Here is a 24,110-nt window from a genome sequence, read left to right on the forward strand (position 1 = left end):
TGTCAGATTACCACCACTGTGCCTATCCTCGTAGGCTGCTGCGGAACTTCATTTCCTAAAAGGCAGGTACCTGGCTTGTGCATGGAGCACGTACAGTGGCGGGACCGCATCGGCTTTTACCGATTTCCCTTTTCATCTCTATTTGACTTAGAGAACCTTTTGGAATTATGTAATTTGTAATCGTGCTCTATTATACTATAAAACGGACTGTTGTACAGCTGGACTGCGCGCTAAGCTTATTTTCACTGCTTAGGAAGGGTGGGCCTGGGTGTTATGTCCAGGGATTTAAGGCAAAGATGTGTTCCTAACGCTTCGCTTTTACTCGCAAAAGCCGTCTTATGCTCCAATCCCTAAATAAATAGAGGCGATATAAAGTGAAACCATTGTATGTAACGAGTGAATAAGTATCGCCCATTGAACTAACTTATAAAAAGAATTCCTAACGCTATACATTCGCCTCTAGAAGGTATCTATTCTAAGCCACTTTCATTAACCTCTTTACCTCATAATCAAACTAGAAAGACAGAGGACCGAACCAAAGTGTATGCGAACCGAGCCACCCCTCACATTAACCGTGCCAAACCTGGTGCAAACCGGACATTTCCTACACTACGACAAATGTCTAAAAAGTAAAACGGACTTCCTCGGTACTCTCATTGAATGAAAGAGAGTTCCTAGAAAACGAATCAGCATCAGAGCGGAAATAAAAAACAAGCAAGAGTTGTCGATAACTCTTGCTTGGCTTGTTTAATTTGAATCCGGAATTACATCCGTTCAGGTGCTTCTACGCCGACTAGTTTCAATGCATTGGCAATCGTAATGCTTGTTGCAGTCACCAAGGCGAGTCGCGCTTCGGATAGTTCTTTGTTTTCAGGGTCAAGCACTTTATTGGCGTTGTAGAAGCTATGGAATGCAGCAGCGAGTTCTTGGATATACGTCGTTATTCGGTGCGGTGCGCGCAGGCGTGCGGCGTCGCTGACGAGTTTCGGGAAGTCGCCGATTTTTTTCAACAGTTCTAGTTCTTTTTCGTCTTGCAATTGAGTGACGTTGTCTGTTGAAGCTTGTAAGTTTTGCTCTTTTGCTTGACGCAAAATCGAACAGATCCGGGCATGCGCGTATTGTGCATAGTAAACAGGGTTTTCATTGGATTTGGAAACTGCCAGGTCAAGGTCGAAGTCCATTTGGGCATCTCCTGAACGCATAGCGAAGAAATAACGTACGGCATCAAGTCCTACTTCTTCGACTAGTTCACGCAGCGTGACGGCTTTCCCTGTCCTCTTGCTCATCTTGAACTTTTCACCGTCTTTGTATAGCTGAACCATTTGCGCTACTTCCACTTCTAGCGTGTCGCGATCGTAACCCAAAGCTTGGATTGCTGCTTTCATACGCGGGATATAGCCGTGGTGGTCCGCTCCCCAAATATTGATGAGCTTATCGAATCCGCGACGCAGTTTATCTTCGTGGTACGCGATGTCCGGCGTCAAATATGTGAATGAACCGTCCTGTTTTATCAGCACGCGGTCTTTGTCATCACCAAATGTCGTGGAACGGAACCAAGTTGCTCCGTCTTCTTCATAGACATGGCCATTTTCACGCAGCTTATTCAGCGCTACTTCAATTTTACCGTTGTTGTACAACGATGTTTCAGAGAACCAGTTGTCGAAATGAACTCGGAAATCAGCCAAGTCCTTCTTTAATTTATCCAATTCAATTTGAAGACCGTGCTCACGGAAAAATGCCAGGCGTTCTTCTTCCGGCATTTGTACATAACGGTCGCCATGTTCCTCCGCCAGCCCCTTTGCAATCTCAATAATATCAGATCCGCGGTAGCCATCTTCTGGCATCTCTTTATCCAAACCGACCGCTTCGAAGTAACGGACATCAATAGACAATGCCAGGTTATTGATTTGATTTCCTGCATCATTAATATAATATTCACGCGAAACATCATAACCCGCTGCGTCAAGAATATTACAAAGTGAATCGCCTAATGAAGCTCCACGTGCATGTCCAAGGTGCAAATCACCTGTCGGGTTCGCAGAGACGAATTCCACTTGGACTTTCTGCTGCTTACCGCTTTCGGAATGACCATATGCTTCACCTTGATCAAGCACCGATTTGACAACATCTGCGAGACTGTCAGCTTTTAGACGGATGTTAAGGAAACCAGGGCCTGCAATTTCGATCGTTTGGATCGCAGTGGCGGACGTGTCCAGATGCTCTAAAATCGCCTCTGCAATTGCGCGCGGCGGTTTCTTTGCAAGTTTCGTCAGCTGCATCGCGATATTCGCTGCGTAATCCCCATTCTCCTTATTTTTCGGTGACTCCAGTTTAATTTCTGGCATCTCTGACTGTTCAACGAGACCTGTCTTCTCAACCGCCTGCTGCAATGCCTCTTTAATTTCGTGCTGTATTTGTTCCACTGCGTTCATTTCGTTACCTCCGAATAGGTTATTGTCAATTGATATTTCCCTAATAAATTTCCTTCTGCATGCAAATCATAGGCCACTGAAAAAATCCCTGGTGTCCACTGAAGTTTTTTCGTTTCGACCAACAAATCCATGATGGCTGGGCCGTTTCCATATGTACCAAACCTCGCATCATCCGTTCGGAACGGCAATCTCATCTGAACGCCGCCTTTTCGCATGATAAACGCGTCTTCCGCATGAAGCTTCACTGTCGTACGGACAGACGGCATACCTTCTGTCTGTTCTTCAAACAATAGATAGGCCTGTCCTTTTTTTTCAATGATTTGTCCTGTCGCCTGCATTTCATGTGTTTCCGCCGGCTGTCCCGGATGCTGAATTTTAGAACGGAGCTGGACAAGCACCGCTTTTTGCTGTTTTGGCGCTTCCATTCGTTCACCGCCTTATGTAGATAGATTTACTCATTATACACTTCTTTCACTGCCACTTTCAATGTTACCGAATCCAAACTTTTTTGCAGGCGCCGTTTAATCCAAACCAATCCTTCCCATACTAGCAAAAGATACTGAATGGAACGGGATGGGATGTTCAATGAAACGTACCGACTATAAAAAAACGACGAATCGGAAAAAGTATAGAAAGCGTATTTTTTCGATTTCCATAACATTGATTACGGCTGCGGTCACAGTGATGATCGCGTTGAGACTCTACGCTCAAATACTTGGGGCTCCGTCACTGAGCGTTCCGAAGGCTTCGCTATTTTTAGATCAAAATGGTCATCAGATCGGAGATCACTTTTCACAGCAGCGCCGTTACTGGATAAAATTAGACGATGTTTCCCCTTTTTTAGCAGACGCCTTCATCGCGACGGAAGATCGGCAATTTTATGAGCATAATGGTTTTGATTACTCTCGAATTGCAGGAGCTGTTTTGAAAGATGTCAAAACGATGAGTAAAGCGCAGGGTGCCAGTTCGATTACTCAGCAATATGCGAGGAATTTATATTTAACTCATGAGAAGTCCTGGACACGAAAAATTCGGGAAGCACTCTTTGCCTATCGGTTGGAAGTATTTTACGATAAAGATACGATTTTAGAAGGGTATCTGAATACAGTTTATTTCGGTCACGGTATGTATGGTGTGGAAGCAGCAAGCCGTTTCTATTTTTCGAAATCGGCTAATGAGCTAACGTTGGAAGAAGCTGCGACGATCGCAGCAATCGCCAAAGGACCATCGATTTATTCGCCGCTTGATAATCCGGAAAGATCACGCGACCGCCAGCTTCTTGTGTTAAATCAAATGGAAAAGTACGGATACATCACATCTTCTCAAAAAGAACGTGCTTCTACAGGGGCCATCGTGTTGAAAACGGAAAGCTGGAAAGAAACGAAACAAGTCGCACCGTATTTTTTAGATGCGGCCTGGCAGCAAGCAGAGGAAATATTGGCGGAAAAAGGGCGTGTGCCTGCTGAAGGAGGTTGGACGATCCGCACGACGCTGGACCAGCAACATCAGCAAACCGCAGAAAATGTCATCAAAGAATGGATGCCAGAGAACGAATTGCAAGTCGGTTTCGTATCCATGGAGGCAGACACCGGTTATATCACCTCGATGGTCGGCGGTGTGGATTTTGCGGAAAGCTCATTTAACCGGGTCACACAAGCGAAACGACAGCCTGGTTCCGCGATGAAGCCGATCTTGTATGCCGCCGCGCTGGAAAAAGGATTCAACCCGCTGACGTTTATGACTGCGGAGAAGACCATCTTCACGTATGATGACGGTCGCTCAACGTATGAACCGAGCAATATTAACGGGAAATTCGCAGGTAAGCCTATTTCATTGGCACAGGCTATAGCGATTTCGGATAATATTTATGCCGTAAAAACGTTGGAGGAAATTGGCTATAAACAGTACACCAAAATGGCACAGCGTCTCGGCATCGACGTATCGTTCCAGGAATCCCCTGCAGTTGCACTCGGAACGTCTGACGTGACACTGTTGGAAATGACGACTGCCTATAATCGGATTGCATCAGAAGGTGTTCAAGTCAAACCGCAAATGGTGTTGTCGATTACAGATTCAACCGGGAAAGTGGTTTATGAATATGAGCAAAAGAATCCTAAACAGATCCTATCGAAACAAGATGCCTTCGTGCTGACGCATTTGATGACGGGGATGTTTGATCCGGTATTCAGCGACTATTTATCCGCTACAGGTTTGTCCATGCGCCCGAAGCAATCACGGCCTTATGCAGCTAAATCCGGCACGACGATTTCCGACCAATACTTGATCGGCTTCTCCCCTTCATTGACGGCGGGAATTTGGACAGGATTCGACCGGGGAAAACAACTCGAAGACTTGAACGACAAAGCCGCTTCGAAAAAGATTTGGATTGATTTTATGGAGAAAGTACACGAAGGCAGCACACCCGAACCGTTTCTGCCTCCATCCGGAGTCCAAGGAGTGATCGTGGATATCGAAACGGGCGGCATAGCAGTCAATGAATGCACAAAGCAGCGACTTATGTACGTCCGTGATAAGGATGTACCGAAAAAACTATGCACCGATCGTTCGTTGCGCGAGCAAAATTCCGGAGAACAGGAAAATTCAAAGATGGAGCTTTTCCCATTTTCATTTTTCGAGTAAATGTATAGATTCTGTCTGCGACGTATTCTTTCAATCAGCTATATTTTTAAAAAGAAAAAAGCCTCGCTCTCCGAATCCGCGTAGAGTGAGGCTTTTTTGACTATAGCAAACCAATTGCATAAATTCGCCCGCTTGGGTTTTGTGGCTTCCTTACACAATATGAATCTGCAATAGTTGTCCTAGTTTACAGCAGCAAAGCTGTATGTTCAGTTTACTTCCTTTCCAGCAGACATTCAACCTCAAAGAGAGTCCAAAACAAATTGTCACATCTTTGACGTATTTGACTGGACATCTGCCGGTACTATTCCCTTGGTCAACGATTTACTCCGTGCGCAGACCTTCATGCAGTTCCGGTGTGCTGCGTTCCCATAGTTCCATATTATGCGTTTGCAAGAAGTCCGCTAAAATCTTCTTAGAACGGTCATCCATATCATCCACCATTATATGTCGTTTCATTGATTTATCCATACGATTCACATGATCGGCCAGAACTTTATAGCCACGTCTCTTTTCGCGATTGACGACCATTTCACAAGCTGTGACACCAGCGTAATAAGGCCCTTCCTCGCGGTAATCAATTGTTACCCAAACGAGCCAATACGGTTTTCCGCCTTCTGAATCCTCGCGATTGATCGTAAATTTGATTCCTCGTTCTGTATCACTGCGGGCATGCATTGCCCCCATTTCTACTTGCGCTGTGCCTGCTTCCACATCAATAATCACTGGTGAAATATTTTCTAATGACAAAGATCCGATGCCAAATCCTTTATGGCCATCTGTCGGGTCATTTTTAATAATCGTAAAGCCTAACTTCGGCTTGGAGTTTTGCTCACTCGCCATATAAATCTCCCTCCATCTCTGTTATTATATGTACTATACCTGAATTTTCTGCTAAGGAGGAAGCAAAATGCCATTCGTAACAGTAAAAATGTTCGAAGGTCGCACAGATGAACAAAAACGTGCACTTTGTGAAAAAGTCACCGAAGCTGTTGTCGAAACAACCGGTGCACCTTCCGAAAATGTCGTTGTCTACATCGAAGAAATGCCGAAGAACCATATGTCCAAGGGCGGCGTCAGAGCAATCGACCAACAATAAATGAAAAGTTAAAAGGATTCTCATCGCGAGAATCCTTTTTTCTTTGCCGATTCAGCTCGCAGAACAAGCTTGCAATTCTTCAATAAACGCGAAAGCTTGATCCATTTCTTGATCTGTAAAATTCAATTTGTTTTTCACGATACGTACTTTAGCAATTTGCTCGTCTTTGTCCAACTGATCGAAAAACAACAGCGTCGAAACCAATTCGAGAAAACGGGATGACTTGCCATTCAATCGTTCGATACAGTCAGGCAACTGCATTCTCGGTTCCTCTGCCGTGCCAAGAAACTTTGATCCTTCATCCGTCACTTGATAGCAATATTGCTTGTACGATCCCTTATCTTCAAAACGCTCTGCCAGGAAACCCATTTCACATAATTCCTCTACACGCAGCGTCAACTCCTCCGAATACGGACCGTACATATGGAGCTCGTACTTTTCCGCAAATGGGAAATCCATCTTCTTCAGGATATAAATCATCTTCTGCATTTTCTTGCGGCCATTCACTTCATTCGCCAACGACACAAACTGAACGATTTTTGCATGCTCTTGCAGCAACTCGCGCAACCCCTCTCTTAACCTCGTAACACTTCCAAAATCTTCTCATGCAATAAATTCGACCCATCCATCAAAATGTCTTCGGGATAGTAAATCTTATGGTCTGTCCTTCGTTTACCTGAAATCGCATCGACGACATCGGACATCCGTGACAGTTCCCGCAAATCTCCATTTTTCATTTGCAAATAAATCGGCACGCGCTCATTCTCTTCGCCGGGCCGGTAAAAATCATATGGTAAATCGGATGAAGAATCTGTCACTAAATAATACTCCGGATCCAGTCCAGCTTCTTGGAATAATTTCATGAGCTCGCCAATTTTCATATATTGGGAAGCCGGATCAAATTCAGCATACTGAAACAGGCGCCGATTGACAAAGCGATCACACAAGTCCGAGAGTATCGGATCTTCCTCTTCCATCCATAGCTGGAAATACGTCAATAACACACTTTCGTCGAGTGCTATGTATTGTTTCAACTTAAATTCCTTCTCGAAGAACGAAATGAAATGTGTGGGCTCTTGAGTAAATGCATACCCTGTTTCGTGCAAATATCTCGCACGATGCAAAATTTTCATCAAAATGACTTCGGCACTGCGGGAAACCGGATGGAAATACACTTGCCAGTACATTTGATAGCGGCTCATGATGTAATCCTCCACCGCATGCATACCACTCTCTTTAATAACGACCTGTTCCTCTGTCGGCCTCATGACACGTAAAATACGCTCCATGTCGAAATGACCGTAGGAAACGCCTGTATAATAAGCGTCGCGTTGCAGATAGTCCATCCGATCCGCGTCGATCTGACTGGATATCAAGCTGACGACTAGTTTATCGGGATAGGTTTTGTTGATGACGTCCGCTACTCTTTGCGGAAAGTCAGGTGATACCCGGCTCAGCACTTCGTGTACCTCTGTCTGACCCAATAAAATTTCCTGTGTGAAGTGTTCGTGGTCCAAATTGAACACTTTTTCGAATGCATGAGAAAACGGACCGTGTCCTAAATCATGCAAAAGGGCCGCACATAGGGTGACAAGTCGTTGTTCTTCATTCCATTCGGCGCGTCCGCTGAAGCCGTCGTCGATGATGCGGCGAACGATTTCATAGACCCCCAGCGAGTGTTGGAAGCGGCTGTGTTCTGCGCCATGGAACACCAAATAAGTCGTGCCGAGTTGGCGGATTCTGCGCAGCCGTTGGAATTCACGCGTGTTGATGACGTCCCAGATTACGCGGTCACGAACGTGTATGTAGCGATGCACCGGGTCTTTGAAGACTTTCTCTTCCGGCAGTTTTTCATTTTCGTACGCCATGTCGTCACCTCATCCTTCATTCTTTCCAGTATAGCAAAAATCGACGGAAGGTGACATAGACTCTATGACGGATTTCAGATCAATTTCTGTGCGTTGTGTTCCTACGACATGTAAAAGATTGGTGTGTGGCTGGCAGGAGTGACGTTACTGAATACACTGCGGTGCTGGCGGATGGTGAGTGCAAGCTAATGATATACCTTCTAGCAAAAACATTTTGTGAGACTTGCCAGATACTAATACAAAAATAATGTAACGTCACTGAACACACTTCGGCGCTGGCGGATGGCTCCCGCAATAAGCCAGTCAGGAAGGTCACCTGTCTGTCTTATCGCTCCGCCTACCGCTTGTAAGGCGCCTGCATTTAACGGACGGAAGTAATAAAACCTTACTTGCTCAAGCTGTTCCCCTTCCCATAAGTGAGTGTCTAATTTTATTTGAACACCTTACTCATTTATCTCAGTCACACTAGCGAAGCCGCAACTGCGGGGTCGGCCGTAGCCAGGAGACAACTAGCGCCCTTTGCTAGTTGGCTCCTGGTGGGAGGCAATCCCCCAGCGGCGCAGCGGTGACAATGCACAACCCTTTATCTGTTTTGGATATATTAAAAATTCGAGCGACGGAACAGACTATAACTAAATGATGTTGCTAAACTCACTTCGGCGCTTACAAAAACCATTTCTCCTTTTTAAACACCACACTCATTTATCTCAGCCATACTAGCGGAGCCGCAACTGCGGGGTCGGCCGTAGCCAGGAGACAACTAGCGCCCTTTGCTAGTTGGCTCTTGGCGGGAGGCAATCCCCCAGCGGCGCAGCGGTGACAATGTGCAACCCTTTCTATATACGAGGTCCAAAACAAGTTGAGCAACGACCCAAACCCCTCTCAAAACGGCGCTTTCCACTTTTGCCTCATCCAATTCCAAGCGCCAGCCGCTCGGGTCGTTTCAGACTTTCCGAAAAGGTGCAAAAAGCGCACCTTTGTCGGTAAGTCTTCCAACGCCTGTCGCAGCTAAACGGCGCTTTCCACTTTTGCACAATACAAATTTCATAGAATTTTGTAAGTCTCTGAATAAATGTTTCGTTGACTGTCCATAATGGCAGTAGAAAGAGAGTACAAGACAGGAGGCATGGAGATGGTGAAAGTTAGACAAGACGCATGGTTAGAGCAAGACGACGAGCTGTTGGCAGAGACGGTGCTTAGACATGTAAGAGAAGGAAGTACGCAATTGAGCGCGTTCGAGGAAGTTGGGGACGCACTAAACAGGACGGCGGCAGCATGTGGCTTTAGATGGAATGCAGTCGTACGAAGAGAATACGAGGGTGAGTTGGCAGAAGCGAAGAAAGAGAGAAAACAGACGCTGCGTGTGCTAGGTACAGATTTTAAAAGACGCAACCAGCAAATGTACAGCTCAGAAGCAGGAGCAGAAGGCCAAGAAAAAATTCAAGTTCCGCTTTCCGCTTTATCGCTTGATACTGTAATCGCGTATTTGATTCGCATGCATCATAATGGCGGTGCCGACACAGACGCACTCCGCTGGAAACAGACGGCAAAAACTGCGACAGAACAGCTGAAAGCAATGGAAGCAGAATTGGAAGGATTGAAAAAAGAGAATCGTACATTAAAAGACGATTACGAACAATTCGTCCAAATCATGAATCGTGCGCGCAGACTCATTGCGCTCAACGAAGAAAACGAGCATGTGGCGCCAATCTTCACGATGGAGCCTAATGGCAATCTAGTGTCATCAAAAGAGCCACCAATCAGTCATTGATTGGTAGCTCTTTTTTCTGTTTCAAGACAACATTTTTTTATTCCGATCCCAAACGCGCTGCAAATAAAAACCGTACAAATCGAGTTCTTCATCCGTTAATCCGCCATGCTGTACATCATCGGTCAAGGATCTCAACAACAATTGCAGACGAATGACTACTTCATTAATCGTCAACTGAGTACCGAGAATTTCCGATAGAGACGCCATCACATCCGGCTGGATATCAGGATAACTGAATTTTGTCGGCTGCCCTTGCAATCCGGTTTCATAGAGTTCCCGGATCACCTTCGCCCGTTCTGCTCCGCTTCCTTCTATGCACAGGTACACTTGCACAGCCACACCTGAGCGCAAACGCCGCTGCGAGATACCGGCGAACTTCTTACCATCGACACTCAAGTCATAAGAGCCAGGACAATAGGAACCGACAATTTCATAGGCTTTAATCTGCTCGCCTAATTCAGGGAACAGTAGTTTTACAAAAGCAAGCATTGCCTCATAGCCTACCGGAATATCGATTGCGGACTTTTCCTCAGAAAAAATCAATGAAACATTCAGTACACCTTCGTCGAGTACCACTGCCAGACCGCCAGAATTACGTACGATCGCTTGGTACCCATTCTGTTCAATTCCTTCAATTGCTTGCTGAATAAAAGGCATGCGATGATCTTGTATGCCTAACACAATCGTTCGATCATGCACCCATGTCCGAACGACTGGCACACTTTTCTGCTGGCCTACCAATTGGCACAATGCATCATCCATCGCAAAAGATTCCAGCGCAGATCTACTGCGCGCCGTGATGGATTCGTCAATGAAACGCCAAGCAGATTGATTCAATAAATTTTTATATTGTGACATGTCCAGTTCTCCCACTGTTGTTCATCTAATATGTATGTAGACGTTTCACAATCTTGGCTTTTGCGGTTTATAAGCTTTGCGCTGCTGTAATAAGTGATAATTTGTAAACATCTTCCGCAGAACAGCCGCGTGACAGATCATTTACAGGCCCATTCAAGCCTTGCAATATCGGTCCGATCGCTTCATATCCACCTAAACGTTCCGTCAACTTATATCCGATATTTCCCGCATCCAATGTCGGGAAGATAAAGACATTCGCATCGCCTTTAATAACGGATTCCGGTGCTTTCTTCGCCGCCACACTTGGAACATAAGCCGCGTCAAATTGGAATTCACCGTCAATCAGCAATTCAGGTGCCATTTCTTGTGCAATCTTCGCCGCTTCAACCACTTTTTCAGTTTCTTCCGTCACGGCAGAACCTTTTGTCGAGAAGGATAGCATCGCAACTCGTGGATCGATACCGAATGCTTTTGCGGTTTTTGTACTTTCCACTGCAATTTCAGCCAATTCATTCGCTGAAGGATTCACTGTGATTGCACAATCTGCGAAAATTAAACGCTGTTCTTCCTTCATCATAATGAACGCGCCGCTTGTCTTCGTTATACCAGGTTTCGTTTTAATGATTTGCAAAGCCGGGCGTACCGTATCCGCTGTCGAATGGGCTGCACCACTCACTAAGCCGTCTACACGTCCTGTATAGATTAACATAGTTCCAAAATAGTTTACATCCTTCACTTGCTCACGTGCTTGCTCAAGCGTTGCTTTCCCGCCGCGGCGCTCCATGAACTTTTCGACCAGCTCATCAAAATAGGAAGCGCTTGCAGGATTGATTTGCTCTATTTCGCTAATGTCGAAACCGCCTTCTTCCGCTGCTTTCCCGACCGCCTCTTCATCGCCCAGTAATAACGGTTTCACGATACCTTCTTGTTGAAGATGTACAGCTGCTTCAAGTATCCTAACGTCTTCCCCTTCCGGCAATACAATTGTCTTTCCCTTTCCTTCCAATCGCTCTCGAATTCCATTAAAAAGATCTGCCATGTGTAAGCCCCACTTTCTGTTATATTTTCCTATTCATCATACCTGAATTAATTGTAGAATTCACTACTACTTACGAAAATTTCAGACATTTTTGTGTGCAGGCACAATTTTGTCATACCTTCGGAGTTACCACCATCTTAATTCTTACTGTCTAAAGTCTGTTTATGCTACACTTGAATGAGAAAACATTTTGTAGTTAAAGGAGACTGAATTCAAGTGAATGAAGCAGCAATTACATTAGACGGTTGGTATGTACTACATGATTTTCGAACAATGGACTGGGCTTCTTGGAAGTTAATTTCAAAAGAAGAACGTCAAGCAGCAGTCAATGAATTCTTAGCCTATTTGGAGCGTCTGCAACAGGCAGATGAAGCGAAAACAGGCAGTCACGCGTTTTATACAGTCGTTGGGCAAAAAGCCGATTTCATGCTCATGACATTACGTCCGACAATGGATGAATTACAGCAGCTTGAAGCAGAATTCAATAAACTAACGATTGCAGATTACACAATCCCGGCTTACTCTTACGTATCAGTTGTAGAGTTATCAAATTACCTAGCTGGCGAATCAGATGAAGACCCGTATCAAAATCCATATGTGCGCGGCCGTTTGTATCCTGAACTGCCACGCAGTCAATATGTATGTTTCTACCCGATGGATAAGAAACGCGAAGGCGACGATAACTGGTACATGCTCAATATGGATGATCGCAAAAGCTTAATGCGCAGCCATGGCATGATCGGTCGCGGCTACGCTGGAAAAGTGAAGCAAATCATTTCCGGTTCTGTCGGTTTTGACGATTACGAATGGGGCGTCACACTATTCTCCGATGACGTGCTGCAATTCAAGAAACTAGTCTATGAAATGCGTTTTGACGAAGTGAGCGCGCGTTACGGAGTGTTTGGTTCATTCTTTATCGGTACGATTCTAGAAGATGACAAACGAGCTGCATTTTTTGAAGTGAAATAAGAGAGCATTCAGGGCTGTCCGGAACATCATTGCAAAATGATGCCCTGGGCAGCTTTTGTTCTTTTATTACCTCACTTGTCTGTCCACGATCATAAAGCCGCACCAAGCCGCTCATAAAGCTGTTTGTCCCTCTCGCGTCTGATGACTAACCCCTTTCTGTCGACTGGAATCGAGCATTACCCAATACACTAGAAATCCCCGTCCAATTTTTTTGTCATGCCTAGCTTCTTCCGTACATAGGATACAAGCAAGGGGGTTTTGCTTTGGCTGTCATCGCGACAAATGCAAAAGGAATCGATTTGCTCGCTCGTTTAATGCGTGCGGAAGCGGAAGGCGAAGGTGAATTGGGGATGCTCATGGTTGGAAACGTTGGTGTCAATCGTGTGCGTGCCAATTGTCTGGATTTTAAAGGCATTCGTTCGCTCGATGATATGGTATACCAACGACCTGGAGGGTTCGAGGCCACTACGAAAAGTTATTTTTATCAGCGTGCGCGGGAACGTGATCGCAAACTAGCGAAACGCACGATCGATGGAGAACGTTTCCACCCAGCCCAACGCTCCCTGTGGTTTTTCATGCCAACCGGAGACTGCCCAGCCCAATGGTACAACCAGTGGAATACCGGTCGCTACAAATCGCACTGTTTCTACTCCCCGACGGAACAAGACTGCCCACTCATTTAGAGAAAGGATGTTGAAATGGTTCAATATTATTGGAATCCCGGCTATGGTCAGCAACAAATGATGCCGCCACAAGTGACCATCCCAAGCGGCAGACCAAACACGCCTCCATTCAGAGAGGAATCGTACATCGAAAATATTTTGAGGTTAAACAGAGGGAAACCTGGAGTCTTTCATTTTTCATTCGAGAATGCCGTAAATGCTGGCGAGAATACAATAGCCGTCAACGGATTGGTCGAGGCGGCCGGACGAGATCACGTGATCCTCAGTGAGACGAACACGGGACGCCGTTACTTATTCCCAATGATCTACTTTGATTATGCAGAATTCGATGAGGAATTGAATTACTTTGATCAAACACCTTAAGTCCATGTGAAAACAACCGCTCATTGCATATGCAATGAGCGGTTGTTTTCATAGTGAAGAAAAACTTCAGTTTCCAAACTTAATTGCAGCTAAAATCAGCATGATCCAGCCAACTATGAACGCCACGCCGCCAATTGGCGTGATTGCACCTAAAATACCGACTCCCGATAAGCTAAGCGCGTAAAGACTGCCTGAAAAAATGATAATACCTGCAAGCAGTAAATAACCAGCCCATGTTAATTGGGTTGATGGTCCAAGCAATGTATTGCTCATCAAAATGCCCACCGCCAGCAATCCGATGGCATGAAACATTTGATACTGAACCGCAGTTTCCCAAACAGCCAAATAATGTTCAGATAGACGATCTTTCAAAGCGTGGGCACCAAACGCCCCGAAAGCCACTGCGATGGCGGCATTGATGGCCCCTGCTATAATAAAAAATGGCATGATAATTCCTTCTTTCTCGCAACTTGTCAATAACGTACTATACTATATTCTACCATATTCATTCAAAAATCAAACAACGACTCCCCATTTGCGTCTTCTTCACGCAGTGGTTGTTCTTGTAATGTGGAAATCATCTTGGTTGTTGAAGGCGCGCTATCAAAAGATGCTACAGGAATAGAGGGTGTGTTAATAGCTGATGCATTGTCGCTCAGCAGTACATTACATAATGCCCGCACAGCATAGACCGCTTCTCTGCGCGTTTGTTCATTTGCCGCATGTTTAGCCAAACGGACTTGCTGCTCCATTTCCTTCAGCAGTTGGTCAGATGAAATCATCGGAATCTCGCTCCCTTTTTCGGTTCAAACTTCAAGCACTCCATACCTGACGAGCGCTTGACAACGATAGATGGCAACATTTTGGTCTTAAATCCATATGCTTTACAACCTCGCGGATTCGCTGGGTCCCATGTCGTGTAGAAATATTGACACTCAAAGCAGTTGACCGCCATTATACCACTTCCTTTCTATCTGTTTAACTGTTCTGCTGATGTTTTGGACCAATCAATCGGTTGGTCCCCCCATTTCCGCAAATAGTCATTCGCCTGAGAAAACGGCCGGCTGCCGAAAAATCCGCGTGCTGCGCTGAATGGGCTTGGATGTACGGATTCAATGATCGCATGCCGCCTGCGGTTAATCAAAGCCTTTTTTTCTTGTGCATGTCGCCCCCATAAAATGAAGACAATCGGTTCCCTGCGCAGAGACAATTTACGGATCACTTCATCTGTAAACAGTTCCCACCCCTTCCCGCGATGAGAAGCAGCTGCGCCTTCACGCACCGTCAATGCTGTATTTAACAAAAGTACGCCTTGTTTAGCCCAACCTGTCAACGTGCCGCTGTCAGGGATAGGAACGCCGATATCCGTTGACAACTCCTTGAAAATGTTGCGAAGACTAGGTGGAACCTTAACGCCAGGCTGGACAGAGAAACTCAACCCTTGTGCTTGATTCGGACCATGATAAGGATCTTGCCCCAATATGACGACGCGAACGTCATGATAGGACGTTAACTCAAAAGCGGTCCACATATCTTGCATTTGCGGATAAATAACATGTGTAGCATATTCTGATTGCAAAAATTTCCGTAGCGTTTGATAATACGGCTTATTAAACTCATCCTTCAGCACCGTATCCCAATCATTGTGGAATTTAGGTTGCATCTGCATCACTCCTCAAATTCAATCTCCAACCCATAACCCGCGAATGAAAACATATCTTTCAATGTTTTCTCAGCATTGCGCTCAGCCGTCTGTAAGACGCCTTGTTCAGATGCTTCTTCCAGGATCAAGTTCTTCGCCTCGTTAGCAAGTTCGTATCCTTCTTCTATATCCGCTTTTCCGCGAAATAATCCTGCTACCGAATAAACTTCTACTTGGTCGAAGAAGATTTCTGCTCCTCCAAGAAATTCAGCTGCCGGTACAGTTAAACGAGCTGTCTTCTCGTTTTCATCTATTTTCAAATTATTTTCAGTTATGCCACTGAGGTCAATCCCTGCTTTCACAGATCCGGGGATGACGACCAGTAGATTTCTTTTTGTGCCCGGTAAGTTGACGCCGATGCTTTGGCCGAATAATTCATTGTCTGTACGTTCTACCAATACTTTCGTGTAAGCTTCGGCTGTCGTCAGTTCTTGCAGTTCTTGTACCTGTTCGACGAAAGCGCCTTTTTGTTCGGTAAAAGTGGAGCCAAGTTTTATAAGATAGAAGCCGGCGATCGGCAGGATAATGATAGCGGCAACGAGCAGTAGGATGAGGGAGAGGTAGGTTTTTCTCCAAGAGGACCATAGAGTTAGTACCAGTTTCCAGAATCCTGTTTTGCGCTTGCGTTTAGGCTTCTTTATTTCATCGACCGTGACGGCTGATTGAGCTTCCGCCAGTTCGATTTCTTTTTTCTGTCGCCCAGATGAATCATGCTTGCTCATGGTTCACGACCTTTCTTTATAATAAAGTGAGATAGGACATCAGGCGTGTTGATTAACCAATATTTCACATGATTTTTTTGTGGCCTGTACATTGAAATGCAACTCGCGAGTTATCATCTAGTGAGCGTGGCAGTGGTGTATCCGTGGGGATTTGCGCTCCAGACGGTACGCTTTCCGGAGGGCGTGGCTTGAGCCTCCTCGTCCGCTGCGCTCCCTGCGGGGTCTCAAGACACACGCTGATCCTCTCGGAGTCGACCGTCTTCCGCTCCAATCTCTAAATTGCGTATATCAGCCAATTTGATTTCCGTTTAAAATCCGTTAAAACAACTGGTGCTTTTTAAGTGCTGGAATTCTTCTTTTTTACGAATGAACTCCTTTTCACTCTCTAATTCCCAGACAATAATCATCGCCTTCCAGAACAAAAAGTTGGGGATTTTCCTGGAAGGCGGGGCGACTCTGGGAGGATCAGCGTGACGGGTGAGACCGCCAGGGAGCTTGCGACGGCGGACTCACCGCGCGCCCTCCAGAACACGTCCCCGACTGGAGGGCAAATCCCGAGGACTACACCTTTCTCCTCATTATTTCTTCCTTTTTTCCAAAACAGCACACGAATTAGTTGGCTGAATGCGAAGTGAATAGCTTATAAATTGGCTAATCAACACGCCTGATAGAGCATCTCACTAGCAGACAAAATACCTGATAAATCTACAACTATTTGTACGTTTCACAAGGTAATAAGTTTCATTGGCTGCTAATGTAATTCTATGGAATTTCATGTAATCGGAAGGTTTAGCAATAGGCTTCATTTAAATAAGTTTAGGAAAATTGCACTCAAATTTTTTGTGAGCCATCTAATCGCATTCAAACGAGACTTTCTATATACTGATACTAGATGGACTGCAGACAAATCATTGCACATAATTTGTGCAGTCATTTGTCTGCAGTTCGTGAATTACCGCGCTACATAGGAGGATGGGTATGCAAACTGTTGAAGTAAATCATTTGCAGGAGTTACTGGACTCCTTTGCTAATAAGGACGTATACATTCATTTGGAGACGACAAATGGATCTTATGCTTCTCATTTTCAAGAAGGTTTTTTTAATGCGGGGGCCTTTATCCGCAATATCGTGATTCGCTACGAACTTGGAAAAGTTGCGGGCGACTCCCCTCACCGCATCGGACTAAAATTGCCGAGTGGCTGGATTTACGCACAAGGTATCACACATTATACGATGGATGAGCATGATCGTTTATTGATGGCGGGTCTGGGACCTGACGGCAAACTTGCCGTTGCGCTTGAGATTAGCGAAACGCCATTTGCTTATTAAGAAGGGAGATTTTTTGATGTTGCAGAAAGAACGACATGTATTGGTCATTTTCCCTCACCCTGACGATGAAGCGTTTGGCGTGTCGGGAACGATTTCAAAATATATTGAGATGGGCGTGCCTGTTACATATGCCTGTCTGACACTTGGTGAAATGGGGCGGAATTTAGGGAACCCTCCATTTGCCAACCGCGAAACGCTGCCGCAAGTCCGCAAGCAAGAATTATTGGATGCTTGTGCGGCTATGGGACTGACGGATTTGCGGATGATGGGATTACGTGACAAAACGGTTGAATTCGAGGATCCTGAAAAACTGATCAAGATGATGACCGATTTGATTGAGGAATTAAACCCTTCTCTCGTTATCACATTCCACCCTCAATTAGCTGTGCATCCGGATCACAATGCTACAGGTCTGGCTGTCGTGGATGCTGTGAGGCGGATTCCTGAAGCGAAGCGCCCTACGTTATATGTCAAGGCGTTCGACAATGATACGGTCGAGAAAATCGGTGAACCAGACGTAATTCACCATACTGCTGATATGCGGGAAAAGAAAATCGCTACTTTGCGAGCGCATGCTTCCCAAACTATTTGGATGCTTCCCGATATGGAAAAGCGTTGGGCTGAAGATGATGAAGAAGCACTCGATTGGCTTCACAACGAAGCCTTTTATACGTATAAATTCGACTAAAAAAACCGCAGAAGTTCTGCGGTTCTTTTGCAATGAGATGGATTACAGAAGTAGCATTGGCGCGGTAGTATCGTGGATTGGTTCGGTGCCTGTCGTTTTTGGTTCGGCATGGGGCAATTTTGGTGCGTTCGGAGATTCATTTCGCTCGCTAATCTGCTCGATTGGTGCGGTGGTATAAATATTTGGTGCGTTACTTTCATGGAATATGTTAATTCCCATCCATCGCTTTAATCAGCGCATAAAGACTTTTTAATTTCCCCTCAAACTCTTCAATGTTTAACGTACGGTCCATCTGTACTCTGGCGCTGTTCTGTGCTTTCATGGCTGTTTGCATATAGCCTCCAGCATCTGCGATCTTCTCTTGATAACGATAGCGGATATCTTCAATTTCTTTCTCAATCTTCTCATCCTCCGCGCATAACGAAACGATATCCACTAATTCGTCGCGAGGACTTTCAGCATCATAGGCATGCGGTTTTGTTGCATCGAAAAGACAAATGGACAGCTCAGGGAATAGGACCAGATCGATACTCGCCGGATCAAGACCACACCAGCCGTAGAGCACATCTATTCCCCTTTTTTCTGCCTCTTCGCCAAGCGCGCGCATCATCGTCGACTTCCCTGTACCTGGTAAACCTTTGATCAGCAATCGACGCCGCATTCGCTTCGTAATCGACGGTATGAAATCGTGCGCCTTGCCAGCGGATAATGAGCCCACGATACGATGGGATATATGCGCTTCTTTTGCCAGTTCAATCGTTCCGAAAATTTCATCCTTCAATTCTTCCGTTATTTCTGTGAGGCGTTCCCAATCCATTCGTTGAATATTGGCCACTTCCCACTCATCATGGATCGCTTTTGCTTCTCTCAGTGCAACCAAAGACTTTTCAAAGCTGCTTTTTCCCTCTTTCAGCAAATTGCCCACTTCACCGTGCTGTTGGAAAAGGTGTTCTTGATGGTAGACATCATAAAAGCAGAATACTTTATGACGCCCGCCTAAATCCACCGGTTCAAATGAAATTGGATGAGATGCTTGCAAGATTAATAAACTTAATTCTTTTACAAAGATCGCATCCGTTTTATCCACATGTCCCGGATTCATGAAACGATCTACGGCATGGCCTCTTTTAACAAAATAGATAGCTAAATCATTCAATGCTTGGGATAAGGAGTGGGTAGGCAGACATTTCAGGAAAATGGTCTTCCTGGATTCCTCCATAAGCTCCCCGTACTTATGCACGATGCCTTCTCCTGTATACGCCGTTCCCATGTATTCTGTAATATGCCCGTATATGCTAACCATCCTTTCTTTCGTCCTTTCATTCTATGTTTAAGCATAAAAAAAAAGCACAGCGTCTCCGCTTATGCTCCTTTGTAATGCCATAATACTTTTTCGTCCTCTTGATCTGTTATCTTCAATAATATCTCACGGCACTGTGGCAGGGCGATTTGTATGAGCTGTCCGCAAAACAGCACGACCAGCAGCGTACCGACCCCAACCGGACCACCAAGTAAAAAGCCAACCAATGTCACTGTCGCTTCGATTCCTGAACGCACCAATCGAAGACTCCAGCCAAATTTCTCGACGAATAATAACATTAAACTGTCCCGCGGTCCCGCTCCAAGATTTGGAGAGACATAGATCCCTACGCCATATGACAGAACCAATACACCTAGCACAAAACTAATGATTTGCGCAGTCAGTGACGTCAGATCGGGCAATAGCCAATTGAAAAAGTCGATAAATAACCCAATCATCATCATATTTAACCAAGTTCCCCATCTAGGCCACTGTCTAAGAACCAATGAGGTAACCGTAACAATTATAAATCCTGTGATGATACTCCAAGAACCGATCGTCAAACCAATATTTTGGAACAGCCCAACATGCAAAACATCCCAAGGACCGATTCCGAGACGCTGTCCTTTTATTGTAAGTGATATACCAAGAGACATGATCATCATTCCACCGATGAAGAAAATCCATCTCCAAGCTAATAAATTGCGCATATACATTCTTCTTTCCTTAGTTGTTACACTCTCTCTCTATCTATTGTAACAGAAAAGCCCCGAAATGTTACTTCAATCTTTGACCACATTCACAAACTGGGCCCTTGTCACTTGCGCTAAGTCACTCGGAGTAAGTTTCATCTGCAAGCCGACTTTACCGGCGCTGACATACAGGTAGTCAAGGATTTGTGCCTGCTGGTCAATAAATGTCGGGAATTCCTTTTTCATGCCGACTGGTGAGCAGCCCCCTTTTACGTAGCCTGTTTCTTTCGTTAGCTCTTTCATCGGCAGCATGTCTATTTTTTTGAAGCCGGCTGCTTTTGCGGCTTTTTTCAAGTCAAGTTCGTCGGATACTGGAATGATGAATACGAGCAAGTCTGTTTTGCTAGCCATGGCGACAAGTGTTTTGTAGACGTGTTCCGCAGGTTCGTTGGTTTTACTCGCTACGGAAAGTCCGTCGTTGTGACCGTCTGCTATTTCATAGCTGCGAGTTTCATATTGAATCTGTTCACTTTCAATAATGCGGATTGCATTGGTTTTGATAGATTTGTTTTTCTTTGCCAAGTTCTCGTCTCCTTTTTCGCATAAATCAGCTTTAACACCGTTGATTTCTGTTCCAGATGGGCGCTTTCTGTGAGGCTTGGGATGAGCCCACTGGATTCGCCCACCTTCGACCCCAATCAACTAGAGACGCTGTAAATCCAAAAAGCCCATTTCACTAAGTTTTAGCAAAATAGGCTCCAGTTTAGACATAGCTTTTCAATAACAATGACACAACCGGTTTTTCCAATCAAACACTGATATTCATGGCTGGCGATTCAATTTGGTAGTGGTTGATTTTCGCCTGGTTTTGGAGACTGTAGGCGGAGAATGCGTTGTCGTAACGTTTTTGGATGTGATCCGCTCCTGTGTCGGTCATGACTTCTAAAGGCGTAAACACAGCATTCGAGGCTGACATTTGGTCGCGAATAGTTTTAGCACGGTTGTGCAAGGCCAGTTGCAGTTCTGCCTGGGCAATTTTTGCTGAAGCCTTACTGCCGAGTTGGTAATCTGCTGTCGTAGGTTCTGGCACAGAATATGCTTCTCTTCGAACATCACGCCATAGGTCAATTGTTTCTTCTAAATTGTTTCCAAGCGGGATGGCAATATTCTTTACTTGGCCGGCATCAAGTTTTTGGAATCTCGATTTTTCTTCCGACGCTTGTTCTACAGGTTCTTGTACTCCGCGTAACAGCGCTTCTAGATCTTCTTTTGTTTTATTTGTGTGTTCGCGAAACTCGGATTGCCGTTCATAGGCATTTTCAGCATTCCTTCTGCGGACTGCATCGTATCGTTGCAGTTGTTCGGCAGCGCTTGCAAATCCCATTACAGCATTCATAGCATTCACCTCCGTTTTAAAATTTTCGTTCAGGATTTTTACTTACTATTTTACGCAAAGTCATTTAATTAACCAATCCACCTAAAGAACGCATTCTTAATTATCAATTATTTCATACTGACTTGACATAGTCTTTTTTATTCTGAATCATTCTCATCGAACAGGTTAAAATTACTAGTCTTTGCAGTTTTCATTTCGGGTAGATACCCTTATAAATGGAAAGACAAACCTGCTATATATATCGAAATAAATAACTTACGATCAAAGTAAAACGTTAAATCCGTTGATTTCCGTTGCAGGTGAACGCTTTCCACGGAGCTCGCGGTGAGCTAATCCCGCAGGAAAAGCCGTAACGTAAAACGGCTTTTACGATCAAAAGCATAGTGTTGAAAGCATATCTTTGAATGATCATTAATTTGATATCGGCTGTAAATTTAGTCATTAAAAAACTGCACCTCCAATTGTTAGATTGTGTCTAACAATTGGGGTGCAGTTCAGTTAGGCGTACTTTTTAACATTCTACCAAGGAAGCATCACTCAGCAGTCTTACTGATTTTTGGCGGAGCTTCTCCTGGGATAGCAGGTTTTTCATTCGTCGGTTCTTCTGAAAACTTAGTTTCAACCATCTCTTTTTTGACGTTGGATTTGCCGTCTTTTCCTTCAAGACGATCAATCGTCCGTTCGATCGTTTTATTCGGTGTGGATAACGTGACGATGGTATCTCCAGTTTGTGCTTGCAACTCTTTCTCTGCAGTGTAAAACTCTAGCTCACCATCAGCCCGCATGATATACAGTAAAATGGATTGGTCATCCCTCTCCCGCAAGTACTGCGTGTAACTGTATTGATTCGTTAATAACGTTTTACGGAAAACAAAGCCTGAGGTCATGCGTTCTTCTAATTCGTTGATCGATAAATTGGGTGTGAACAGAAACTGGCCGGTCGTTAAATTGAACTGCTGTCCTGCACTGCGTTTATGCGTGGACGTTTGGAACAGTAAGTCACGCCCGAGATCTGGAGTGAAGTCTGCGCATACATGAGAATTGTAGACGTCCACTTTAGTCATTGCCAATATATACCGATACGGCGTCAAGTCCAAATGGTAGCCGGTATGCTCCGATAAAATATCTCCCATATAGGTCGGGAGACCGATTTTTCGGGCATTGGACAAGCCGCCCCAAGAATCTTCGACAACCAGCACTTGGTGTTCCGCCTCCTGAATGTTCTTGGCAAGTTCCGCTACGAAACGAGAACTTCCGATGAGCACAACGCCAGATTCTTCCGGTGTCGTCAAGTTCAACTTCTTGGCTAACCAGCCAATTGAAAAACCGTGCACGACAACAGTAGAAAATACGAGCGCAAATGTCAACGCCGTCAGTAGTTCGGCATCCTCGTAGCCGTTATCCAGCAAAATGGTCGCAAAATAACCGGACACCGTTAAGGCGACAATTCCTCTAGGAGCAATCCAACCGATCAGTGTCCGCTCCCGATTCGTTAGATCCGTACCGATCGTTGACAACCAAATCGATAGTGGTCGGACAATAAATAACATTGCCAGTACATAAAGCACGATCTTCGGATTCAAAATTTCAATTAAAATATGCGGATCAAGGGAGGCGGTCAACATGACGAAAATTCCGGAGATGAGCAATACGGAGATATTCTCTTTGAAATGCCGGATATCCTGCAAGGTCGTCAGTCGCATATTCGCCATCGTCATCCCCATTGCTGTTACAGCCAGCAAGCCCGTCTCGTGCATAATTTCATCAGAAAGCACAAAGACAAACAGCACGAGGCCGAATAAAATCGGTGCTTTTAAATATTCTGGAATCCTGCCTTTTTCAAACGCTGATCCTAACAAGCGGCTCGTTCCCCATCCAAGGAAGACCGAAAATAGTGAAGCTCCGACGAAGAGCATCATCGCTTTTGCTGTCACTTCATCATTGATAAATTTTATAGTTTCAAATGCGAAAACAGCAAGTAACGCACCAAATGGATCTACTACAATACCTTCCCATTTCAAAATCGCTGCAGGACGCGGTTTCAACCGGGCCTGCCTGAGTAAAGGCAAAATGACAGTAGGACCCGTGACGATGAACAAACCACCGATAATGAAGGCCACTTCCCACGAAAGTCCCGCGATATAATGCGCTGCCAATGAGCCTGCAATCCAGGCAATGAATGCGCCAATCGTTACGATTCGCGCAACCGGCCGCCCAAACCCTTTAATTTCCTTAAAGTCCAGATTCAAACTGCCTTCAAATAAAATAATAGCAACTGCAAATGTAATGATCGGTCCGTACAAGTCACCCATCGATTGCTGGGGATTGATCCATCCGAAAATCGGTCCGACCAGCAAACCGGCAATCGCCATAACTACAATTGCAGGCATCCTTGTACGCCATGCCACCCACTGGGACCCTACACCAATCAATACGACAAACATTAAATCCATCAACAATGAATTAAACATGCAAGGGTCTCCTCCTTCCTTATCTAGCAAGTAAATTCCACCGTTCCCCATTGTAATAAACTCTTTTCCATTTTCATAGGCTAAGAGGAAC

The 24,110-nt window shown here is 45.1% G+C and carries 25 protein-coding genes and 1 riboswitch; of the genes, 8 read left to right on the forward strand and 17 right to left on the reverse strand.

Annotation, left to right across the window (positions count from 1 at the left end):
* Nucleotides 1-44: 44 nt before the first annotated feature.
* A riboswitch (cobalamin riboswitch) is annotated at nucleotides 45-175 on the reverse strand.
* A 589-nt stretch (nucleotides 176-764) separates the two neighbouring features.
* Together argS and H7J92_RS02065 are read right to left on the reverse strand one after the other, a co-directional pair.
* Nucleotides 765-2,432, reverse strand: a complete 1,668-nt coding sequence (gene argS, locus H7J92_RS02060) for an arginine--tRNA ligase (protein WP_221835165.1) — start codon at nucleotides 2,430-2,432, stop codon at nucleotides 765-767.
* A complete protein-coding gene (locus tag H7J92_RS02065) occupies nucleotides 2,429-2,857 on the reverse strand; it encodes a YwiB family protein (RefSeq protein WP_221835167.1) in 429 nt (142 codons plus the stop codon). Before H7J92_RS02065 ends, argS begins: the two co-directional genes overlap by 4 nt.
* 160 nt (nucleotides 2,858-3,017) lie before the next feature.
* On the opposite strand from H7J92_RS02065, the gene H7J92_RS02070 reads away from it, so the two are divergent.
* The gene (locus H7J92_RS02070) at nucleotides 3,018-5,072 is read left to right on the forward strand and encodes a transglycosylase domain-containing protein (RefSeq protein ID WP_221835168.1); all 2,055 of its coding nucleotides are present in this window, start codon (nucleotides 3,018-3,020) and stop codon (nucleotides 5,070-5,072) included.
* A gap of 321 nt (nucleotides 5,073-5,393) precedes the next feature.
* Here H7J92_RS02070 and H7J92_RS02075 read toward each other — a convergent pair whose 3' ends face one another.
* Nucleotides 5,394-5,912 carry a YwhD family protein gene (locus H7J92_RS02075; protein WP_078817392.1) on the reverse strand — a complete coding sequence of 173 codons (519 nt, stop codon included), beginning with the start codon at nucleotides 5,910-5,912 and terminating at the stop codon, nucleotides 5,394-5,396.
* Nucleotides 5,913-5,979: 67 nt separating this feature from the next.
* On the opposite strand from H7J92_RS02075, the gene H7J92_RS02080 reads away from it, so the two are divergent.
* Complete coding sequence (locus H7J92_RS02080; protein WP_221835170.1) at nucleotides 5,980-6,168, forward strand: 2-hydroxymuconate tautomerase; 189 nt, start codon at nucleotides 5,980-5,982, stop codon at nucleotides 6,166-6,168.
* Between the two features lie 51 nt (nucleotides 6,169-6,219).
* On the opposite strand, the gene H7J92_RS02085 is transcribed toward H7J92_RS02080, so the two are convergent.
* Entirely contained in the window at nucleotides 6,220-6,726 is a 507-nt protein-coding gene (locus H7J92_RS02085) for a YwgA family protein (RefSeq protein WP_221835172.1), read from the reverse strand.
* Nucleotides 6,727-6,743: 17 nt separating this feature from the next.
* The gene (locus H7J92_RS02090) at nucleotides 6,744-8,036 is read right to left on the reverse strand and encodes an HD domain-containing protein (protein WP_221835174.1); all 1,293 of its coding nucleotides are present in this window, start codon (nucleotides 8,034-8,036) and stop codon (nucleotides 6,744-6,746) included.
* A gap of 1,132 nt (nucleotides 8,037-9,168) precedes the next feature.
* Here H7J92_RS02090 and H7J92_RS02095 point away from each other — a divergent pair.
* Nucleotides 9,169-9,807 carry an RsfA family transcriptional regulator gene (locus H7J92_RS02095; protein WP_221835175.1) on the forward strand — a complete coding sequence of 213 codons (639 nt, stop codon included), beginning with the start codon at nucleotides 9,169-9,171 and terminating at the stop codon, nucleotides 9,805-9,807.
* 21 nt (nucleotides 9,808-9,828) lie between these two features.
* Here H7J92_RS02095 and lipL read toward each other — a convergent pair whose 3' ends face one another.
* Together lipL and pta are read right to left on the reverse strand one after the other, a co-directional pair.
* Nucleotides 9,829-10,665: an octanoyl-[GcvH]:protein N-octanoyltransferase gene (lipL, locus tag H7J92_RS02100; RefSeq protein WP_221835176.1), complete on the reverse strand. Its 837-nt coding sequence runs from the start codon at nucleotides 10,663-10,665 to the stop codon at nucleotides 9,829-9,831.
* Between the two features lie 67 nt (nucleotides 10,666-10,732).
* The gene (gene pta, locus H7J92_RS02105) at nucleotides 10,733-11,704 is read right to left on the reverse strand and encodes a phosphate acetyltransferase (protein ID WP_221835177.1); all 972 of its coding nucleotides are present in this window, start codon (nucleotides 11,702-11,704) and stop codon (nucleotides 10,733-10,735) included.
* 216 nt (nucleotides 11,705-11,920) lie between these two features.
* On the opposite strand from pta, the gene hemQ reads away from it, so the two are divergent.
* From hemQ to gerQ, 3 genes are all read left to right on the forward strand, one after another.
* Nucleotides 11,921-12,673, forward strand: a complete 753-nt coding sequence (gene hemQ / locus H7J92_RS02110) for a hydrogen peroxide-dependent heme synthase (RefSeq protein WP_078817399.1) — start codon at nucleotides 11,921-11,923, stop codon at nucleotides 12,671-12,673.
* 314 nt (nucleotides 12,674-12,987) lie between these two features.
* Nucleotides 12,988-13,356 carry a cell wall hydrolase gene (locus tag H7J92_RS02115; protein WP_425516837.1) on the forward strand — a complete coding sequence of 123 codons (369 nt, stop codon included), beginning with the start codon at nucleotides 12,988-12,990 and terminating at the stop codon, nucleotides 13,354-13,356.
* A gap of 15 nt (nucleotides 13,357-13,371) precedes the next feature.
* On the forward strand, nucleotides 13,372-13,719 hold the full coding sequence (gene gerQ / locus H7J92_RS02120) for a spore coat protein GerQ (RefSeq protein ID WP_078817401.1): 348 nt from the start codon (nucleotides 13,372-13,374) through the stop codon (nucleotides 13,717-13,719).
* A 66-nt stretch (nucleotides 13,720-13,785) separates the two neighbouring features.
* Here the strand turns inward: gerQ and H7J92_RS02125 are convergent, their stop codons facing one another.
* The 5 genes from H7J92_RS02125 to H7J92_RS02140 all read right to left on the reverse strand — a co-directional run bounded on the left by H7J92_RS02125 (nucleotide 13,786) and on the right by H7J92_RS02140 (nucleotide 16,143).
* Complete coding sequence (locus tag H7J92_RS02125; RefSeq protein ID WP_221835179.1) at nucleotides 13,786-14,166, reverse strand: DUF423 domain-containing protein; 381 nt, start codon at nucleotides 14,164-14,166, stop codon at nucleotides 13,786-13,788.
* A 62-nt stretch (nucleotides 14,167-14,228) separates the two neighbouring features.
* The gene (locus tag H7J92_RS02130; protein ID WP_221835180.1) at nucleotides 14,229-14,501 is read right to left on the reverse strand and encodes a YwdI family protein; all 273 of its coding nucleotides are present in this window, start codon (nucleotides 14,499-14,501) and stop codon (nucleotides 14,229-14,231) included.
* Nucleotides 14,498-14,674 (reverse strand): uracil-DNA glycosylase, encoded by a 177-nt coding sequence (locus H7J92_RS17585; protein WP_078817404.1) that lies wholly within the window; start codon nucleotides 14,672-14,674, stop codon nucleotides 14,498-14,500. The genes H7J92_RS02130 and H7J92_RS17585 overlap by 4 nt, the downstream gene beginning before the upstream one ends.
* Before the next feature lie 15 nt (nucleotides 14,675-14,689).
* Nucleotides 14,690-15,388, reverse strand: coding sequence for a uracil-DNA glycosylase (locus H7J92_RS02135; protein WP_078817405.1), 699 nt, complete (start codon nucleotides 15,386-15,388; stop codon nucleotides 14,690-14,692).
* Complete coding sequence (locus H7J92_RS02140; protein WP_221835181.1) at nucleotides 15,388-16,143, reverse strand: DUF4230 domain-containing protein; 756 nt, start codon at nucleotides 16,141-16,143, stop codon at nucleotides 15,388-15,390. The genes H7J92_RS02135 and H7J92_RS02140 overlap by 1 nt, the downstream gene beginning before the upstream one ends.
* Before the next feature lie 978 nt (nucleotides 16,144-17,121).
* On the opposite strand from H7J92_RS02140, the gene H7J92_RS02145 reads away from it, so the two are divergent.
* Nucleotides 17,122-17,472, forward strand: a complete 351-nt coding sequence (locus tag H7J92_RS02145) for a YojF family protein (protein ID WP_040758534.1) — start codon at nucleotides 17,122-17,124, stop codon at nucleotides 17,470-17,472.
* A 13-nt stretch (nucleotides 17,473-17,485) separates the two neighbouring features.
* Nucleotides 17,486-18,160 (forward strand): bacillithiol biosynthesis deacetylase BshB2, encoded by a 675-nt coding sequence (gene bshB2, locus H7J92_RS02150; protein WP_078817407.1) that lies wholly within the window; start codon nucleotides 17,486-17,488, stop codon nucleotides 18,158-18,160.
* Nucleotides 18,161-18,368: 208 nt separating this feature from the next.
* On the opposite strand, the gene H7J92_RS02155 is transcribed toward bshB2, so the two are convergent.
* The 5 genes from H7J92_RS02155 to H7J92_RS02175 all read right to left on the reverse strand — a co-directional run bounded on the left by H7J92_RS02155 (nucleotide 18,369) and on the right by H7J92_RS02175 (nucleotide 24,019).
* The gene (locus H7J92_RS02155) at nucleotides 18,369-19,463 is read right to left on the reverse strand and encodes a hypothetical protein (protein WP_009766275.1); all 1,095 of its coding nucleotides are present in this window, start codon (nucleotides 19,461-19,463) and stop codon (nucleotides 18,369-18,371) included.
* Between the two features lie 59 nt (nucleotides 19,464-19,522).
* Nucleotides 19,523-20,170 carry a YczE/YyaS/YitT family protein gene (locus H7J92_RS02160; protein WP_040758537.1) on the reverse strand — a complete coding sequence of 216 codons (648 nt, stop codon included), beginning with the start codon at nucleotides 20,168-20,170 and terminating at the stop codon, nucleotides 19,523-19,525.
* 72 nt (nucleotides 20,171-20,242) lie between these two features.
* A complete protein-coding gene (gene ybaK / locus H7J92_RS02165) occupies nucleotides 20,243-20,734 on the reverse strand; it encodes a Cys-tRNA(Pro) deacylase (RefSeq protein ID WP_078817408.1) in 492 nt (163 codons plus the stop codon).
* A gap of 226 nt (nucleotides 20,735-20,960) precedes the next feature.
* Nucleotides 20,961-21,548: a hypothetical protein gene (locus tag H7J92_RS02170; RefSeq protein WP_009766278.1), complete on the reverse strand. Its 588-nt coding sequence runs from the start codon at nucleotides 21,546-21,548 to the stop codon at nucleotides 20,961-20,963.
* A gap of 533 nt (nucleotides 21,549-22,081) precedes the next feature.
* On the reverse strand, nucleotides 22,082-24,019 hold the full coding sequence (locus H7J92_RS02175; RefSeq protein WP_078817409.1) for a cation:proton antiporter: 1,938 nt from the start codon (nucleotides 24,017-24,019) through the stop codon (nucleotides 22,082-22,084).
* Between the last annotated feature and the right edge of the window lie 91 nt (nucleotides 24,020-24,110).

It is taken from the genome of Sporosarcina aquimarina (assembly GCF_019748715.1).
Lineage (GTDB): Bacteria > Bacillota > Bacilli > Bacillales_A > Planococcaceae > Sporosarcina > Sporosarcina newyorkensis.